The organism is Erwinia persicina (assembly GCF_019844095.1).
Lineage (GTDB): Bacteria > Pseudomonadota > Gammaproteobacteria > Enterobacterales > Enterobacteriaceae > Erwinia > Erwinia persicina.
This window is the reverse complement of record NZ_CP082141.1, coordinates 1,810,664-1,828,340: the sequence shown is the minus strand read 5'-3', so window position 1 is coordinate 1,828,340 and position 17,677 is coordinate 1,810,664. Positions and strand designations below refer to the sequence as shown.

The following is a 17,677-nucleotide window of genomic DNA, read 5'->3' as shown; positions in this document are numbered from 1 at the left end:
AGGCAGCATGCAGTACACCCCCCTCGGCAACAGCGACCTGAACGTTTCACGCATCTGTATGGGCTGCATGGGCTTTGGCGACCCGACCACCGGGCCACACAGCTGGACGCTGGACGAAGCGGAAAGTCGCGACATCATCCGCTACGGGCTGGAAAACGGCATCAATTTTTTTGATACCGCCATTGCCTATCAGAACGGCTCCAGCGAGCGCTATGTCGGCAGGGCATTACGCGATATGGCAAAACGGGATGAGGTGGTGCTGGCGACGAAATTTCTGCCGCGTACCGCGCAGCAAATGGCAGCGGGGGTGACGGCTAAAGAGGCCATTACCCTCTCGCTGACGCAGAGCCTGCAGAACCTGGGCATGGATTATATTGACCTCTATATCTGCCACCGGTGGGATTACCACACGCCGATCCTCGAGATTCTGCAAACGCTGCATCAGGCCGTGACCGCCGGTAAAGTCCGTGCGATTGGGCTTTCCAACTGCTTTGCCTGGCAGCTGGCCAAAGCCAATGCCCTTGCCCGGCAGGAAGCCCTGACGCCGTTTGTGTCGGTGCAGAGCCACTACAACCTGATCATGCGCGAAGACGAGCGGGAGCTGGCCGGGCTATGCGCGGAAGATAACATTGCCATGACGCCTTACAGCGCCCTGGCCAGCGGCAGGCTGTCGCGGGTGGCAGACCCGCAGACCCGGCGTTCCCGTGAGGACAGTTACGCAAAAGGCAAATACGACAGCACCGCCGGGGCGGACCAGGCGATCATCAACCGTGTCAGTGAGCTGGCTTCGCGCCGGGGCGTGTCGATGACCGAAGTGTCGCTGGCCTGGTTACTGACCCGAGTGACGTCACCGGTGGTCGGCGCCACCCGCCGACACCACGTTGACGGTGCGGTTAAGGCAGTTGACCTGAAGCTGAGTGTGGAGGAGATTCACTCTCTTGAAGCCTGTTACCAGCCGCATCACCTCACCGGGATGATGGCCGAAAACCGGCCACCGGCGACAGGTTAACCGGCGACGGTTATCCCCTGCCGGCCTTGCAGCACTGATGATCCGCCCCTTTCGCCGGGGATGAAGGGCTGGCCCGGCCCGGCGACAGGGCCGTTACCGATCCTGCTGGCGGGGGATATCCGTTGAGAATCTGGCGCTGATCGCATCGCGCTCATAGCCCTGCGGTTCGGTCAGGATGTGGTATAAGTCCGGACGACGACCATGGATCCACCGCCGCCCCGTACTCATCGCCAGCAGGGTTAAATCAAGTTCGGCACTGACCATCGCATCCTCTGCCACCCAGGTTTCTGCCACTATCCGGCCATAGGGATCCAGGATCATCGCATTGCCGGTGCGCACTTCGTCCTGGTCTGCGCCCACGCCGTTACTGAATAACACGAACAGCCCGTTGTCATGGGCACGCGCGGGTAGCCAGCGCATCAGCCATTCCCGGCCACTGGCCCCTTTAAATGCCGCCGTGATTTCTTCTTTGCGCGTCGCCCGTTGCGCCCAGAGCGCCAGCGGGATCGGCTTCATGGCACAGGGACTGCGCGACTGTGTTCCCCCGGTCTGGTGCGGGGCAAGCAGGATATCGGCACCGAGCAGCGCCGTGGCGCGCACGTTCTCAACGAGGTTATTATCCCAGCAGATGAGGATCCCCACTTTCACGCCCCAGGGAGTATCAAACACAGTGAATCTGTCGCCGCTGCTGATGGCCGGGTGCTCAAAAGCGTGAAGCTTGCGATGCGTATGCACTGAACCATCGGGCATACAGGCCACATAGGCGTTATAGAGACGCCCGTCATCGGCACGTTCAATCAGCCCGGCACCGATCAGCATCTGATGTTTTACCGCCAGCGCACGGATCAGCGCCAGCGAGGGGCTGTTGTTCAGCGGTTCAGCCAGCGCAGACACCTCACTGGCGGAAAGCCGTGGCACATGCCAGTAACCGGTGATACACATTTCCGGGAAGGTCAGAATCTTTACCTGTTGCAGGGCGGCCTGCTGAATAAACTTCTCCATGATCAGCAGGTTGTACTGCTTATTTCCGGCCTGATGCTGAAACTGTACGGTGGCGGCCCTGAGGGCGGTTCTCTCTGACATGATGAAACTCCAGAAGTGATCGGAAAGGCATTACAGCAGGCTCACTGATAACGGTATAATCAAACTATTTTCAATTCTGATAACTTTCTGGAATGTCATGATGAATCTTCGGTTGCTGAACGCCTTTGTGATGCTGGCAGAAAAAGGAAACTATGCCGAAGCCGCGCGGGCCCTGTTTATCTCGCAACCGGCATTAACCAAACAGATAAACCTGCTGGAATCGCAGCTCAACGTCGCTCTTTTTTCACGCGGCCGGCACGGTACGGCGCTGACATCCGGCGGTCGTCGCCTGCTGCCGGAGGCGCAGAAAGTGCTCGGGCAGGCACGCTCATTCCTGCACCATGCCGGGCAGGTGGCAAAAGGCCATGAGGGCACTCTGGCGGTGGGATTCGGCCTCTCCAGCTTTTACCTGGCCCCGCAGTGTCTGGCCGAATTTCGCCAGCGTTTCCCCGGCGTGGAGGTTTCTTTAACTGACCTGCCCTCCGCGCAGCAGTATGCCCAGCTGCAAAACAACGAACTCCAGGTGGGATTTGTTCGGGTGCCACCGCCTGTACCGCTGGATTATCTGCCGCTGTTTACTGACCGTCTGGTGCTGGTCGCGGCGGATGCCTCGTCGGTCAGCGTGGCCGGGTGTTTAAAAAAGTGGCCTCTGCTGCGGCTGCGCACAGAACGTGGCCGCGGTCTGAATACCCAGATTGATCGCTATATGCAGGACAACGGGCTGATGGCCTCTGCCACTCAGCTGGCTGAGGATATTCATACCATCGTCGCACTGGTGATGGCCGGCACCGGGGCAGCACTGTTACCGGAGAGCGTGATGCATATCGCCCCTCCGGCGTTAGCGATGATGCCGTTAACGGGAGCGTCAGTAAGCTGGCAGGTGGGTATCGCATGGGACGGCAGAACGGAGGATCGGCTCAGGGATCATTTTATCGCCGGGGTGAAGACAAGGCAGCGGGTTTCAGCGCGTTAATTCACGCTGACGCTTCCGCCTGTCAGGCATTAAAAAACCCGCCCGGTGGGTCTCCGGGCGGGCTGTTATTTATGCCATCACCAGCTGACACACACCTTACCCAGGTGTTTGCCGCTTTGCAGATGGGCAAAGGCCTCGCTTAAGCGATCGTAGGTAAAGACCCGATCGATGATCGGTTTCTGCGCCATCAGCGCCAGCGCGTTGACATAGTCAATCTGATCCTGGCGGCTGCCGACAATCAGCCCCTCAATGCGCACCTGTTTAGCCAGCACGCTGAAGACGGACAATGCCGCATCCGTGCCGGACAACACGCCGATCACGGCAATATGGCCGCCAACCTTCACCGCTTTCAGGGATTCATTCAGCGTGGCGGGGCCGCCCACTTCAACCACGTGATCAACACCGATGCCGCCGGTCAGTTCAAGGACTTTGTCGCCCCACTCTGGCGTCGTGCGGTAGTTAATGGTGTCATCTGCGCCCAGTTCGCGCACTCTCGCCAGTTTCTCATCAGAAGACGAGGTGGCAATGACCCGTGCGCCCATCGCTTTGGCCAGCTGCAGCGCGGCAATGGAAACCCCGCCGGTGCCCTGCACCAGTACGGTTTCACCCGCTTTTAAGCGGCCATTGACCACTAAGGCCCGCCACGCGGTCAGGCCGGAGGTGGTGATGGTGGCGGCTTCCACGTGCGACCAGCCTGCCGGTGCGTGGGTAAAGGCGCTTTCCGCGCGCACAACACTTTCACAGGCCAGGCCATCGACGCCATCGCCAGGCGTATGGGCAAATCCGCCCACGGCCGGGGTCGCTTTACCTGCCGCCCATACCGGGAAGAAGGTGGAAACCACGGCATCACCCACGCGGAAATCGGTTACGCCTTCGCCTATCGCCTCAACAATACCGGCACCGTCAGACAGCAGGATACGGCCATCGTCAACGGCCATGCCGCCTGTGGCCACCATCAGATCATGGAAATTAAGCGAGCTGGCTTTAATTGCCACTCTGATCTCTCCTTTGCCCGGCTGTCCCGGATCCTTGCGTTCGGTGAGCGTCACGCTGTCGAGATTAAAGGGGGTATTAATCACTACTGCTTTCATCATCTTCTCCTGATAGATCTGTTTCTGGCTGATGCCAGCGAATGAAAGTACCAGCTTACACGCCACTGACGCTCATCGGATACGCACTATGCGCTGTCACGCGAAATTGATGCCCTGCCCTCCGTGACGGGCTGCAGGCGAAACAGTAACGCCATCGCCACAAAGCAGGCCGCACCGGCACAGAGCATGGCGAGATGAAACCCGCTTTCCATCGCCGTCGTATAGCGGGCGCTGAAGTCCGTCACCGCCGGGGAGGTCAGATGACGCGTGACAGCCTGATGCGCAATCTGTGCCGCATCATCAATGCCGCTGCCGTTCAGCGAAGCCGTCAGCGTGCGTATCGCCTGTCCACTCATCAGCGTGCCGAGTAAGGCAATGCCAATGGTCATTCCCGCCTGACGCAGCGCATTCATCATCGCTGAAACGGATCCGGCCTGTTCAGTGGGCGCCATGCCCATCACCAGCATACCAATCCCCGGCACCGCCAGTCCGGCACCGGCCCCCAGCAGCGCGAACAGCGTCCCGACCAGCCAGTAAGCAGACTGCGCATGCAGCAGTGCCATCGCCACCATCGACAGGCCGGCGATGCCATAACCGGCGACCATCAGTCCGCGCATCGGCAGGCGGGCACTGATTCGGCCAAACAGCAGCGAGACCAGTCCGGTGACGGCGAACAGCGGCAGCATACGCAGCCCGGCTTCCGCCGGGGCCCAGCCCTGAATCTGCTGCAGAAAAATCGAAAAAAAGAACAGGCAGCTGTAATAAGAAAACCCGAGAATAAAGGAGGCCAGATTGACGCAGACAAACGCTGGCTCGCGCAGCAGTGCCAGCGGCAGTAACGGTCGTGGCGTCCGTTTCTCCACCAGCGCAAACAGGATAAAACCCACCGCAGCAACAGCGAGGATCATCAGGGGAAGGCGGCCGCTAAAGCCGTATTTACCCGCCTCAATCATCCCCCAGGCCAGTGCCCCCAGTGATAAAATGCCCAACAGCTGTCCGGTGGTGTCCAGCGCCGCATGGTCAGGAAATTTACGCTCCGGTATGCCCCACAGCCCTGCAGCGACAGCCACCAGGCACAGTGGGATATTCACCAGAAAAATACTCTGCCAGCCCAGCCACTGCAGCAGTACGCCGCCGAGCAGCGGCCCGAGGATCAGCGCCAGCGCGCTGAACGCTGACCAGCCCCCGATAGCATGGGCCCGCTGGCGGGGATCGGGAAAAGCATGGGTCAGAATCGGCATGGCCCCGGAAATCAGTAACGCTGCCGATACCCCCTGAATGGCCCGCCCGGTCAGCAGCACCGCCAGGTCAGGGGCGATACCGCACAGTAATGACCCGCAGGTGAACAGCACTACGCCACTCACCCAGGCGCGTTTATGTCCGTAACGATCCGCAAGCGGTCCGGCGGACAGCATAAAAGCAGACAGACAGACGGCGTAGGCATTAACCACCCACTGTAATCCGGCAATGTCCGTTCGCAGTGCACTCTGCATGGTCGGCAGGGCAACGTTGACGATGCTGATATCCAGCGAGGCAAGAAAAGTACCAAGATAAGCCGCAGCGAGTGCGGCGTGATGACGGCTGAGACGCATAAAAATCCCTTATATGATGGGCTGGTTATCGTAACCGTAGCAATTGACTGACCGACGGTCAATGAAAAACAACGCAGCATACCGGTGATATTTTTTCAGCGAAGCGCCACTTTACGGGGCGGGCAAACCGCCGCCCCGTACGCGGTTACAACCCCAGATTCCCCCGCAGCGTCGACGCCGTATAGTGTTTCCGCAGCAGACCACGATGCTGTAACGCCGGGATCACCTGACTGACAAATTCGCTGACCCCACCCGGGAAATGCGAGAACATCACGTTAAAACCGTCGGCCGCGCCCTGCTCTGACCACTGCTGCATTGTCTCTGCCACGCTGGAGGCCGTCCCCACCATTTCCAGCCCCTGATAACCGCAAATGCGTCGTGCCAGCGCCAGAATAGTGAGGTTTTCCCGTCGCGCCAGTTGCACCACCCGCTCGCGCCCGCTTTTACTGGCATTACTGGCGGGGATTTCCGGCAACGGGCCGTGGATATCATACGCTGATATATCGTGCCCGAGCGCCACCGAGAGAGTGGCAAGACTGCTCTGCTCGTCCACCAGGCTGTCCAGCATGGCACGTTTCTGACGGGCCTCTTCTTCGGTCGCGCCGAGAACCACAAAGACAGCAGGAATGATTTTCAGCGGTTTACGGCGGCCGGCAGCCTGCGCCCGGCCCTGCATATCGTCATAAAACTCACGGGCGGAATCCAGGTCAGTCTGGTAGGTAAATATCACTTCGGCGGTTTCGGCCGCAACCTGCCTGCCGGCTTCTGACGCCCCGGCCTGCACGATAACCGGCCGCCCCTGGGGAGAGCGTTCAATATTCAGCGGGCCCTGCACCGAAAAATAGTCCCCGTGATGGTCGAGCCGGTGCATTTTTTCAACCTGCAGAAATACGCCGCTGTCAGCATCACGGCAAAACGCATCCTGCTCCCAGCTGTCCCACAGACCGTTCATCACCGCCGTAAACTCCCGCGCCCGCGCATAGCGCTGGCTGTGCTCCATATGCGTTTTCTGGCCGAAATTACCGGCTTCGCTGGCATTGCTGGAGGTCACCAGATTCCACCCGGCGCGGCCTGCGCTGATGTGGTCAAGGGATGCCAGACGGCGTGCCAGCATATAGGGATCGTTATAAGTGGTACTCGCCGTGCCAATCAGCCCGAGGTGCCGGGTAACCGCAGCCAACGCAGGCAGCAGCGTCAGCGGATCCAGCGTCACCGTGCTGTGCCCGCGAGCCAGCGCCGCCGGGCCAACCGCACGTAACGCCAGCGTATCGGGCAGAAACAGGCCGTCGAACCGTCCCTGCTCCAGGGTCTGTGCAAACCACTTCATCTGCTCAAAGCGGCACTGAAAATCGGCGACAGCACCAGGATAACGCCATGCGCCGGCATGGATGCTGGGCATTGCCAGCAGGATAAGTTGAGAAGTGCGGGTCATCAGGTGGCCTCCTTCAGGCTGAGCCAGTAACCGGGCTGGTACGGGACAGGGAGAAAACGCTCGTGCAGTTCGCGGAACGTCGCTTCGGGGTCGAGTGAAGAAAACAGATCGGGATGCAGCCATTTGGCCACGCGCTGCAGGGCGATAAAATAGTAGGGATTGTCGTAAAAGGGATGCCAGATGGCATAAACCTGTTGTTCTCTGACAGCGCGCAGCGTGCGGTAGGCAGGCCGCTGCATCAGCCGCTGCAGACGGGCGCGACCTTCAGCGGGGTCAGCCCCTGGCCCCAGATTGACCCAGTTCCCCCCGGGGGAATAGAGCGACCAGTTCGCCCCGGTGACCAGGACCATGTCGGGATCGGACGTAATGACCTTTTCCTGACTGAGTGTGCCGAAGGTTCCCTGCAGCAGTCGTGTCCCCAGATTCTCCCCTCCGGCCACCGCCACCAGCTCGCCAAAGTTGCCGTCACCGTAGGTCAGACAGCAGTCGTCATACAGCCCCGCAGCACGTTCAACCATCACCAGCGGTCGCGTCCTGACCTGCTTCAGCGGGCCGGTCACCCGGTCGATCTGCTGCTGGCGAAAGTCCAGGAAACGGGCTGCCCGCGCCTCCCGTCCAAACAGCTCGCCGAGAATTTGCATGCTGCGCACCGCGTTGGCAAACATTCTGGTACGAAAATCCACGAACAGCACCGGGATACCCGCCTGCTTCAGCAGGGGCAGCAGTCCTGAGGCGGTCGCTGCGGTCATCGAACTCAGGTTCAGCACCACAATATCGGGCTGCAACGCAATGGCCTGTTCTCCGCCAATGGCATCGACGGTTTTACCGGAAAAACGCGGTATGCGGTCGATTTGCGGAAAGCGTTGCTGATAAGCCCGGTATCCGTCGAGATCGGCAGCGCGAAAGTTATCTCCCCAGGCGACCACGCCACGGAAGGGATCTTCCGGGCGCAGCAGCGCCAGCGCATAGGCCAGCGTACCGTCACCCAACAGGATCCGGCTGACCGGGTGGCGCAGGGTCACGCTACGTCCGGCGATATCGGTCAGGGTTTTTGCCCTGCCCATGGCGGCCAGCGGCTGCGTGGTGATCAATACCCCTGCCGCCAGCAAGCCACAGAGCAGCGAGCGACGGGTTACCGAGTCCGGGCCGTAATGGCTGGCTGCTTTTTGTCTGGCTGAAACTAAAGGTGCTGGCATAGAGCAAGGTCTGTCGGCTGGCGATAGGATAAGCCATCATATCATTGACCGACTGACGGTCAATGTATAATATGCCTTCATTATAATTATCATTCGCATTTACAGGCGTTAAGAAACTTTATAGAAAGTGATTATTTTCATCACGTTAATAGCAAGCATGTGCGCACAGCCCCCCACATTTCGCTCGTTCCAGGACTCTTTATGCTGATAAATCACGCTGTCGCTGTACGCGTTTTACCCCTGCCCTTGCTGCCGTCTGTACTGAACAGGTTAACCCTGTCGCTGATGCTCTCTCTTTACCTGACCGCCCCCGCCTCCGCCGCTGAGGGAACGGCAGACAGGAAAAAGAGCGACAGCGCGGCTGAACCGATAACGCTGACGGTGACGGCAGCCGCTCCGGACAAAACGGAAGGCCCGGAAAACGGTTATGTCGCGGAAGAGTCCGGGGTCGGGACGAAGACCCGCACCCCGGTGCTGGAGATCCCGCAGTCCGTGTCTGTGGTGACCCGCAGGCAGATGGAGATAATGCAGCCGTCATCCAGTAGTGCTGCGCTGCGTTATACCGCTGGCGCGACCAGTGAACGCTATGGCGGTTTTGGTGACTATCTCGACATGACCCGCATACGCGGTGTCGACGCCGATTACTATCTGGATGGGCTGCGCATCATCAGTAACCCGGGAAGCTGGCTGCCCCAGATCGATCCCTGGTCGCTGGAGCGGATTGAAGTCCTGCGCGGACCGGCAGCGGCCCTTTACGGCCAGGGAACCGGCGGGGGCATTGTCAATCAGGTCAGCCTTAAACCGCAGGATATCGCCTCGCACCATATCAGTCTGTCTTACGGCAGCTTCCACCATCAGCAGTTTGGCGTCGACTCCACCGGCCCGGTAACAGACGATAACAGCCTGCTTTACCGGTTTACCGCCAGCGGCCTGGATACGCGGGGGCAGATCGAAGACAGCCGCCACCGTCGCCTCTACCTCGCCCCGTCTGTGACCTGGCGGCCCACGGATAAGGCGACCTGGACCTTAATGGCGACATATTCATGGGAGCCGGATATCGCGAACTACAACAGCCTGCCCGCCGACCTGCTGGGGCTGAACAACAGTCCTTATGCCCCCCTTGACCGTCATAAAAACTATACCGACGGGCATTTCGCGGACTCCACCCGCCGCCAGCAGACCGTCAGCTCACTCTTTGAGTATCAGTTTGATAACGGCTGGACCTTTAACAGCAATGCCCGTTATATGAATGTTCGTTCCGATATTCAGCGCGGGGTGATTTATGGTTATCAGTTGGTGAATGCGCAGCCGTGGCTGAAAGCGTATGACGAACTGACCCCGGCGACGGTCAGCACCTTTTCAATGGATAATCATATCAGCGGGGATATTGATGCCGGGCCAACCCGCCACACGCTGCTGGCCGGCGTCGACTTTTCGCTTGGGCGTCTGAACAATGCGCTCTACAGCGTGGGCCCGGTGCTGACTGATCCGTACGGCCCTGACTACCGGCCGGATCTGCATCCCGATTTCACCGCCAGCCGGGCCGCGCCGTGGCGGGAAAAACAGCAATTTACCCGTACCGGCGTCTACCTGCAGGATCAGATTGCCTGGAACCGCTGGCGTCTGACGCTGAGCGGTCGCCATGACTGGTCGGATACCGACCATGATACCAACAGCTACTCGCCGGTAACGGTAAAAACCCGCCAGACGGATGAGAAATGGACGGGGCGCGCCGGACTGAGCTATCAGTTTGATAGCGGGCTGGCGCCCTATATCAGCTACGCCACCTCCTTCGATCCGCTGCTGGGCAGCGGATATGATGGCAAAGCCTTCCGGCCCGTGGAAACGAAGCAGAGCGAACTGGGGATCAAGTTCCACCCCGAAGGCTCGAAAACCCTGCTCAGTGCCGCCCTGTTCCAGCTGACCCAGTCTGATGTCAAAACCAGTGACGCCGAACATCTGGGCTTTAATACCCAGGCCGGGAAGGCGCGCACCCGGGGGATCGATCTGCAGGCCACAACGGAAATTGTGCCTGATCTCAATCTGATAGCCAGCTATACCTGGCTGGATAATGAGTTAACCCAGGATGCGACAAATCGCGGTAAAACGTTAACCCAGGTTCCGGCCAACAGCGCCGCCGCCTGGCTCGACTATCGCTTTGATTCAGGTGTGCTGTCAGGACTGCAGCTGGGAAGCGGTGTGCGCTACCTCGGCACCAGCTACGGCGACCCGGCGAACACCTTCAAAGTACCGGTAGCCACGCTGGTAGATGTAGCGGGCCGTTATGATTTGGGGCAGCTCTCTTCCTCTCTTAAAGGCACCACCCTGGCGATTAACGTCAACAACCTGACCAACAAGCGCTATGTTGCCAGCTGTACATCGGCGATGTACTGCTTTGTGGGTCAGGACAGAACGGTCACCGCCACCGTGGATTATCGCTGGTAATAAATAAGGGATGGCGCAGGGCCATCCCTCTGGCTTCAGGCCACCATCAGCGCGGATTTAACCGGCTGCAGCAGTCTGCCTACCTCGCAGTCCAGCAGGGCTGAACGCCGCAGTAACTCTTCCGTTTTGGCCCCAATCAGCGAACAGACATAAGCGTTCACCTGCTCCTGGCTCATCTGGTTGTAACGCTCGGTAAAGGCCATTTCAATGCTGTCGCAGATTACCGCTCCGGCATTGCTGACATAATCAGGCAGGTAATGAATGCCGCGTGCAACCAGCACCGCTTCTGCCAGTGGGTTGCTGAACGGGGAATTGGCGCTGCTGACCACCCAGCTGGTATTGATCTGTGGCACATTTTCACTGGTTAAAATACCGGACAGCGAGGCAATGCACAGCACATGACTTTTCTCACCGAACAGCTGCGCTTCGTTAACCCGGCGCACCCCCTCAGGGAAGACCGCCTGCGGATTGATGTCGTACCCCACGACGTCGCACCCGTGCAGCAGAGACTGTCTGGCCACCTCAGCCCCGACTTTGCCCATACCGTGAATGGCCACCACTGGCTGCGCAACCCCGGACAGCCGCAGGGTGATAATTTTATGAACGGAGCTCCAGACGCCGTACCCGGTGGCGACAGAGGTATCAATCTGCGGGCTGTCCATGGCATTGAGTATCCACGGGGTGAAACGACGCAGATAGTCCATATCCTGATTACTGGTGTTGATGTCACACCCGGTAAACATGGCGCCATTATAACGGTTCAGCAGCGCCCCGATCTCCGCCATCACCTCCGGCTGTTGTGCCGGCAGATGCGGGCTGTTGACGACAATTTTGCCGCCGCTGAACCCGGTATTATACAGTCCGTGTTTCAGGGACATACGCTGCGCCAGCATCACCGCCTCACTCTCTTGCTGCTGCCGTGAACTGTACTGCCGCCAGCGGATACCCCCGTTAGCCGGAAGGCGTTTGATGTGCGGCGAGTAAGCCAGCGTAAAGGACGTCTCGCTGTCAACCTGTACGGTTTCAATCTGATACTGTGTCGTGTTCAGTGTTGCATTCAATGCAGACATGATATTCATCCTGTTAATGAGTGAGATGTTGCTCAACAACGCCAGATTTTTGCAAACATTGGCGGATACCCGACGGCGTCGGCTGGTGTAAAAAATCAGCCATACTGATCGCCACGCCAAACTCCTGTTCCAGCCGGGCCATCAGGCGTAAAGCCATCAGAGACTGTCCTCCGGCGTCATAAAAATCCTCATAGGCCGATGCCGGTAACGCCCCGGTGACTTCCTGCCACAACGGACGAATACGCGCCATCAGCGCGTCCTGCTCCCGGGGATCGCGGGCGGCAACATCAGCCTGCTGGCTGGCCGGGAGTTCCCGGTCGCCCATCCACCAGAACTGGGGGTCGAAGGGATAAAGCGGCAGGGCTACACGCCGGCCCGGAGAGGCCCACAGGCGTGACCAGCAGACCGCGACCCCGGCGCGCCAGATTTTTTGCAGGGCCTGGATCCACAGCGCCTCCTCGGTGAGGGCATCATCGCGGCGGCGCAGCGTGCGCACCGCAGACGTCTTACCGCTGCGCTGGCGTAAGCGGGCCACCAGCGCGGTCAGGGTCGAACCCGGCCCGACTTCGATAAACAGCGTCCTGCCCCGATCCGGTATCTGCTGCAGTGTCTGGTGATATTGCACCGCCTCACGGGCGTGACGGCTCCAGTAGTCCGCATCCAGCTGACGCAGATCGCTGATCTCCTGTGCCTGCAGCGCGGAGTAATACCGTACCCCGTGATGTGCCGCGCTGACGGCGGGCACGACATGGCGCAGATCGCTGAGGATCGGTTCCATCATTGCCGAGTGAAAGGCGTGAGACACACTGAGTGCCTTGCAGCGAATGCCCTCTCTGCGCAGACGCTGCTCGCAGTCAGCCAGTGCAGACCGGTTACCCGACAGGACACAACTGTTTTCACCGTTCACCGCAGCCAGCGAAACCCCGCCCCCCAGCCAGGGCTGACAATCGCTGTCACTCAGCTCAACGGCCAGCATGGCGCCACCCTCCAGCGAGGCCATCAGCCTGCCGCGCTGCGCGGCAAAGACCAGGGCCTGTTCGACGGTAAAAGCACCGGCGGCCCAGGCCGCGGCAATTTCACCAACGCTATGGCCCATCACCCGATCGGGCACCACGCCGTAATACATCAGCAGTTCGGCCAGCGATATCTCTACAGCCACCAGCGTCGGCTGCGTCAGGGCGGTGTTATTCAGCATGGTGCTGTCGCCCCCGGGACTGAACAGCGGGGAGATATCCAGTTGCTCCCGCCGGTGCAGCAGCGCCATTTTCTCCTTCATCAGCCGCGCAAAGTGGCTGTCGCGGGCCATCAGCTCCCGCGCCATGCCGATAAACTGGCTGCCCTGACCAGGGAACTGGAAAATGACACTCAGGCGACCTTTACCGCTGTCGACCATCCCCTCTTTGATCACCAGTTGGCCCTCTTCATCCGGCCCCAGCGTGCCGCGATAGCGCATTCCCTGCCTGCCGGTCTGTGCGCTCCAGGCCATGGCCGCCACATCTGTCCCGACGGCGTGCTGCCGGTAGTGCTTCGCCAGCTGATACCAGGCCTGTTCAGAACGGGCAGACAGCGGAATGACCCGATCGGCCAGAGACGCCGGAGTGACGTCCGGCGCTGCGTCTGCCCCTTGCGGCCGGCTTAACACCACGTGAGCATTACTGCCGCCGATGCCAAAGGCACTGACACCTATGGCACAGCGGGTATCATCCTGCGGCCAGCGTTCGGCGGCACGCAGGACGGTAAACGGACTGTGTGCCAGCTCGCAGGTCGGATTTGCCGCCGTAAAGTTGATCTGCGGCGTCAGCCAGCCGTGCCTGATTTGCAGGGCCGCCTTGATGAGTCCGGCCATTCCGGCGGCCGTTTCAAGGTGACCAACATTGGCTTTCACGGCCCCCAGCGCACAGAAATTTTCACGCCCGGTAAACTCGCGAAACACGGAACTGAGCGCGGAGAATTCAATCGGATCTCCGGCCAACGTGCCCGTGCCGTGCGCTTCCATCGCCCGAAAGGTCTCCGGGTGCCGGTGCGCATCCTGCAGAGCCTGACGCAACAGGCGCTGCTGACCCGCCAGGCTGGTGGTGGTAAAGCTGACTTTTTCCGCGCCGTCATTATTCATTGCCACGCCGTCAATCACTGCGATCACCTCATCACCGGCCGCCAGCGCATCCTCCAGGCGTTTCATCACCACTACCCCAACCCCGCTGCCAAATACCGTGCCGCTGGCATCCGCGGAAAATGGCCGGCAGTGTCCGTCTGTCGCAAAGATCATCCCCTGCTGGCTGACGTAGCCCGCCAGCTCCGGGATGCGTAACGTACAGGCACCGGCCAGCGCCAGGTCACAGCGTCTGTTGCGCAGGGCGTACACCGCCTCACACACCGCCACCAGCGAGGTGGCACAGGCGGCCTGAACATTCACTACCGGGCCACCGATCCCCAGATGCCATGCCGCACGCGTACTGAGGTAGTCGTTATCATTGGTGATCTGCTGTTCAAAGGCCGACGGTGCCAGCGCGGCAAAACGCTGTGCCCTGCCGTTTTCTCTTAAATACGCCGAACTGCTGCAGCCGGCGAACAGAGCCGCCTCCGGCAGAGCGCCGGGCACAATCCCTGCACTTTCCAGCGCGTGCCAGGCACACTCCAGAAACAGACGATGTTGCGGATCCATCAGCGCCGCTTCCCGGGCGCTGAGACCGAAAAATCCGGCATCAAAGCGGGCAATGTCCTGCGCCAGAGGCGCTGCAACCCCGACAAAACCGGGTTCGTCCGCTGCACGCTCATCCGTTGTCACCAGCGACTCAACGCCATTAATCAGGTTATGCCACCAGGTTTCGATATCACCGGCACCGGGGAAGCGGCAGGCCATTCCCACCAGCGCTATTTTGTGGTTCACGCCGTTTTGCTCTTGCATACTGCCCTCCGGTTTCAGAAGCGTAAGGCGCTGATATCCCAGCGGGGCGCGTGATCACTTAACAGATCCGCGCAGACCTGCCCCATCAGGGGGGTAAATTTGAACGCCCAGCCCCCGGCAGAGACCACCACGTTTTCACCGCCGTGGCAGCGCCCACGGGCGCTGTCCAGATAGAACTGCCGCTGCGGGTTAGTGGGTAACACCGCAAGGCAACTGGAGGAAGAATGTTGACGATCCGGGGCGAGGAAAGGCATATGACGACGGGCAAACTCCAGCGCGCGCGCGACGTGCTGTGGGTTGGCCCGGTACGCTGGCTCCTGATTCCCGGCGATCGGGTCCACTTCGAAATCGGTGCCCAGACGATCAAAACCGTTCACCGACCAGGGATTAGGAGGGAAGCCATAAAACAGATTGCTGTCGCTTTCTACCGGCTGCTGAAAGGCAAACCAGAACGGATCATTCGCCCGGGTACGCTGACTGCGCAGCATACTGATGCAGGCCATCTCATAGGTGGCCAGCTCCAGGTCAATATCCAGACCGCGCAGCAGTTTTTTGCTCCCCGGCCCGCTGGCGACCAGCACTTTCCGCGCCCTGAACCGCTGGTTTGCGCCGATCACCGTGACGCCCCGGCTGTCCGGTTCCAGCGCCAGCACGTCCTGGCCAAAACCGAAGCTGACATTAAGTTCCGAGGCCAGCGCATACAGCGTAGACAGCGTCCCCCTGACATCAATGACGCCGCCATCCTGCTGCAGAAAGCCTTCGTAGTTCGCATCAAAATGCGAAAAGCCGTAACGCTGCTCAATAGCGCGTATGCCCAGACGTTCATACGGCAGGCCCATCTCATCCATGGAGGCCATGGTCTGCGTAATCTGCCCTTCATTGGTCCAGACATCGGCATCGCCGAACCACAGGCTGCCGGTGCGATGTATCAGCCGACGATCGGCCTCTTTTTCCAGCGCCTGCCACAATGTATCGGCCGCCAGCGTCAGGCGGAAAATATCAATTTCAGAATACTGCAATCGCCAGTGGCGCTCTTCGCCGCTGGTTCCGGCGAGCTGCGTCATCAGGCTATATTTATCCAGCACCAAAACGTTATGTTGTTTATTATTTCGGGCGTAATTCCAGGCACTGGATAATCCTATCGGGCCGGCACCAATAATAATAACATCCCACTCTTCAGACGTGCGCATACCTACCCCTTATCAGGTTGATGTCTTATTTAACAGGAAATCAGGATGTCAGTGTTTTAATCTGGTCGAGCGGCACCAGCACCAGTAGCGTCCGGTATTTCTCCCTGGGGATTTCCTGATAAAGCTGGCGCACCCCCACCTTCCCCATCACATCCCCGCTGACCCCCACGGCCAGCAGCGATTGCCACTGTGAAGCCCAGATGGCGCTGGAATTCCAGATACCTGAGGTTTCGATGCGGCCCTGCGGTGTCTCTGCCGTTTCATGGTAGTAAGACACCACGCTGTCATCGGCCAGGGCGGCAATTTTCCAGCCACTGCCGGTCATGGTTCCCGCCGGTTTTCCCTGGTCATCAATAAACTGATCGACATGAGAATTTGCATCGCCGACGGTGGGTCCGTTTTGCGTTTTCGCGTTGAAATTAATATTGGCCATTTCTGTAACAGAAATAACCGTGGCATTTTTATACCCTTTATTTGACGCCAGTGTTTTTTCAATATCACTGACCGCAAGTCCTTTATCCAGCTCTGCACGAACCCAGTTTGCGAGCATTATCAACTCTGACAATACATTATTATTGCCTTGTATTATTTCCATTTTAATGACCTTTTTATAAATTAAGTGCGGTTATGCCACGACAATTTCCGACTGTTTAAACCAGACTTCACCCTTTTCTCTTTCCACATCGCTGCCGGCATCGGCAAACAGCGTGATCACCTGCTGGCCTTTCGCCAGCGTCGCGGCCAGCTTCCATGCGGTTTTCCAGTTGGCGGCAGAGGAGGCGCCAATTTTGACCCCGGTGAGATGCCAGAACTCGTACATGGCGGCCAGCGCTTCCCGATAGCTGACCTCATTAAACGGCAGGTTTTTCGGCATCATCTGGCTGATAAAAGGCTGACGGAAGCCGAAACCAAGCCCTCCCGCCCCGGCAAATTTAGCGTCGCCATTAGGGGCATTCAGCGTGCCATACGGCAATTCAGCGGGTGTGGTTCCCCAGGCGATAATCTCCGGATTGTGGCGACGCAGGGCAGCATAGACGCCGGTTATCGTACCGCCCGTCCCCACGGCCGAAACCCAGCCGTCGGCGCGGGTGCCATTCAGCTGATGGAGGATTTCCGCCCCGGTCTGATACTGATGAACGGCGGTATTCACCAGGTTCAGCTGCTGGGAAAGCAGCGTCCAGCTGGGATCGTCGCGGGCAATCTGCTGGCTGCGGGCAATCACGCCGAGTAAAAACTGGCTTTTGTCCACCAGCGTCACCAGCGCGTTATCGGCTTTCAGGGTGGCAATTAACTGTTCAGAGGAGGAGTCCGGGATCACCACCTGCACGGTGATGCCACACATATTGCCCAGCTTCGCCAGCGCTTTGGCCATATTGCCACCGGATGAATCGAGCAGTTTCAGCTCACCACGGGAAAAATCATGCTGGTTGATGGCATCACAAAACAGGCCAAAGGCCGTCCGGTCTTTGACTGATCCAAAAGGATTAGTAAATTCGTACTTGGCCAGGATCGTCGCCTGTCCCTGCGGGCCCGGTACGGGGATCAGCGGAGTTTTACCCAGCGAGGCATAAAACTTTTTCAATACCGGGAATAAGGTAAAGGCCTTATCGGTATCGGGTGCAGCATGTTGGGGATTAAACAGCTCAAAGTTCATCACATATTCCTTATCTGACCATCAGTTGAGTGAGCCA

The 17,677-nt window shown here is 59.2% G+C and carries 13 protein-coding genes; 3 read left to right on the top strand and 10 right to left on the bottom strand.

The genetic code is table 11. The features are described 5' to 3' along the window. Positions 1-7: 7 nt before the first annotated feature. Entirely contained in the window at positions 8-1,009 is a 1,002-nt protein-coding gene (locus tag K6L24_RS08155; RefSeq protein ID WP_137269326.1) for an aldo/keto reductase, read from the top strand. A gap of 93 nt (positions 1,010-1,102) precedes the next feature. Here K6L24_RS08155 and K6L24_RS08150 read toward each other — a convergent pair whose 3' ends face one another. Beyond that, positions 1,103-2,092 carry a nitrilase family protein gene (locus K6L24_RS08150; RefSeq protein WP_062742709.1) on the bottom strand — a complete coding sequence of 330 codons (990 nt, stop codon included), beginning with the start codon at positions 2,090-2,092 and terminating at the stop codon, positions 1,103-1,105. A 100-nt stretch (positions 2,093-2,192) separates the two neighbouring features. Between K6L24_RS08150 and K6L24_RS08145 the strand changes: the two genes are divergently transcribed. Further along, a complete protein-coding gene (locus K6L24_RS08145) occupies positions 2,193-3,065 on the top strand; it encodes a LysR family transcriptional regulator (RefSeq protein ID WP_062742710.1) in 873 nt (290 codons plus the stop codon). 77 nt (positions 3,066-3,142) lie between these two features. On the opposite strand, the gene K6L24_RS08140 is transcribed toward K6L24_RS08145, so the two are convergent. From K6L24_RS08140 to K6L24_RS08125, 4 genes are all read right to left on the bottom strand, one after another. After that, positions 3,143-4,156, bottom strand: coding sequence for a zinc-dependent alcohol dehydrogenase family protein (locus K6L24_RS08140; RefSeq protein ID WP_118663812.1), 1,014 nt, complete (start codon positions 4,154-4,156; stop codon positions 3,143-3,145). Between the two features lie 86 nt (positions 4,157-4,242). Then, positions 4,243-5,748, bottom strand: a complete 1,506-nt coding sequence (locus K6L24_RS08135) for an MFS transporter (RefSeq protein WP_222682153.1) — start codon at positions 5,746-5,748, stop codon at positions 4,243-4,245. A gap of 145 nt (positions 5,749-5,893) precedes the next feature. Then, on the bottom strand, positions 5,894-7,180 hold the full coding sequence (locus K6L24_RS08130; protein ID WP_191927446.1) for an LLM class flavin-dependent oxidoreductase: 1,287 nt from the start codon (positions 7,178-7,180) through the stop codon (positions 5,894-5,896). Continuing rightward, positions 7,180-8,376, bottom strand: a complete 1,197-nt coding sequence (locus tag K6L24_RS08125) for an ABC transporter substrate-binding protein (protein WP_191927447.1) — start codon at positions 8,374-8,376, stop codon at positions 7,180-7,182. The genes K6L24_RS08130 and K6L24_RS08125 overlap by 1 nt, the downstream gene beginning before the upstream one ends. A gap of 201 nt (positions 8,377-8,577) precedes the next feature. Here K6L24_RS08125 and K6L24_RS08120 point away from each other — a divergent pair, with 201 nt between their 5' ends. Then, positions 8,578-10,821, top strand: a complete 2,244-nt coding sequence (locus K6L24_RS08120) for a TonB-dependent siderophore receptor (protein ID WP_222682152.1) — start codon at positions 8,578-8,580, stop codon at positions 10,819-10,821. Between the two features lie 35 nt (positions 10,822-10,856). On the opposite strand, the gene K6L24_RS08115 is transcribed toward K6L24_RS08120, so the two are convergent. From K6L24_RS08115 to K6L24_RS08095, 5 genes are all read right to left on the bottom strand, one after another. Next, the gene (locus tag K6L24_RS08115) at positions 10,857-11,891 is read right to left on the bottom strand and encodes a Glu/Leu/Phe/Val dehydrogenase dimerization domain-containing protein (RefSeq protein WP_222682151.1); all 1,035 of its coding nucleotides are present in this window, start codon (positions 11,889-11,891) and stop codon (positions 10,857-10,859) included. Positions 11,892-11,904: 13 nt separating this feature from the next. After that, positions 11,905-14,796 (bottom strand): type I polyketide synthase, encoded by a 2,892-nt coding sequence (locus K6L24_RS08110; RefSeq protein ID WP_222682150.1) that lies wholly within the window; start codon positions 14,794-14,796, stop codon positions 11,905-11,907. 14 nt (positions 14,797-14,810) lie between these two features. Continuing rightward, positions 14,811-15,986 (bottom strand): NAD(P)/FAD-dependent oxidoreductase, encoded by a 1,176-nt coding sequence (locus K6L24_RS08105; RefSeq protein ID WP_062742715.1) that lies wholly within the window; start codon positions 15,984-15,986, stop codon positions 14,811-14,813. 40 nt (positions 15,987-16,026) lie between these two features. Beyond that, complete coding sequence (locus tag K6L24_RS08100) at positions 16,027-16,536, bottom strand: allene oxide cyclase barrel-like domain-containing protein (RefSeq protein ID WP_222682149.1); 510 nt, start codon at positions 16,534-16,536, stop codon at positions 16,027-16,029. A gap of 75 nt (positions 16,537-16,611) precedes the next feature. Beyond that, the gene (locus K6L24_RS08095; RefSeq protein ID WP_062742717.1) at positions 16,612-17,640 is read right to left on the bottom strand and encodes a PLP-dependent cysteine synthase family protein; all 1,029 of its coding nucleotides are present in this window, start codon (positions 17,638-17,640) and stop codon (positions 16,612-16,614) included. Positions 17,641-17,677: the final 37 nt, after the last annotated feature.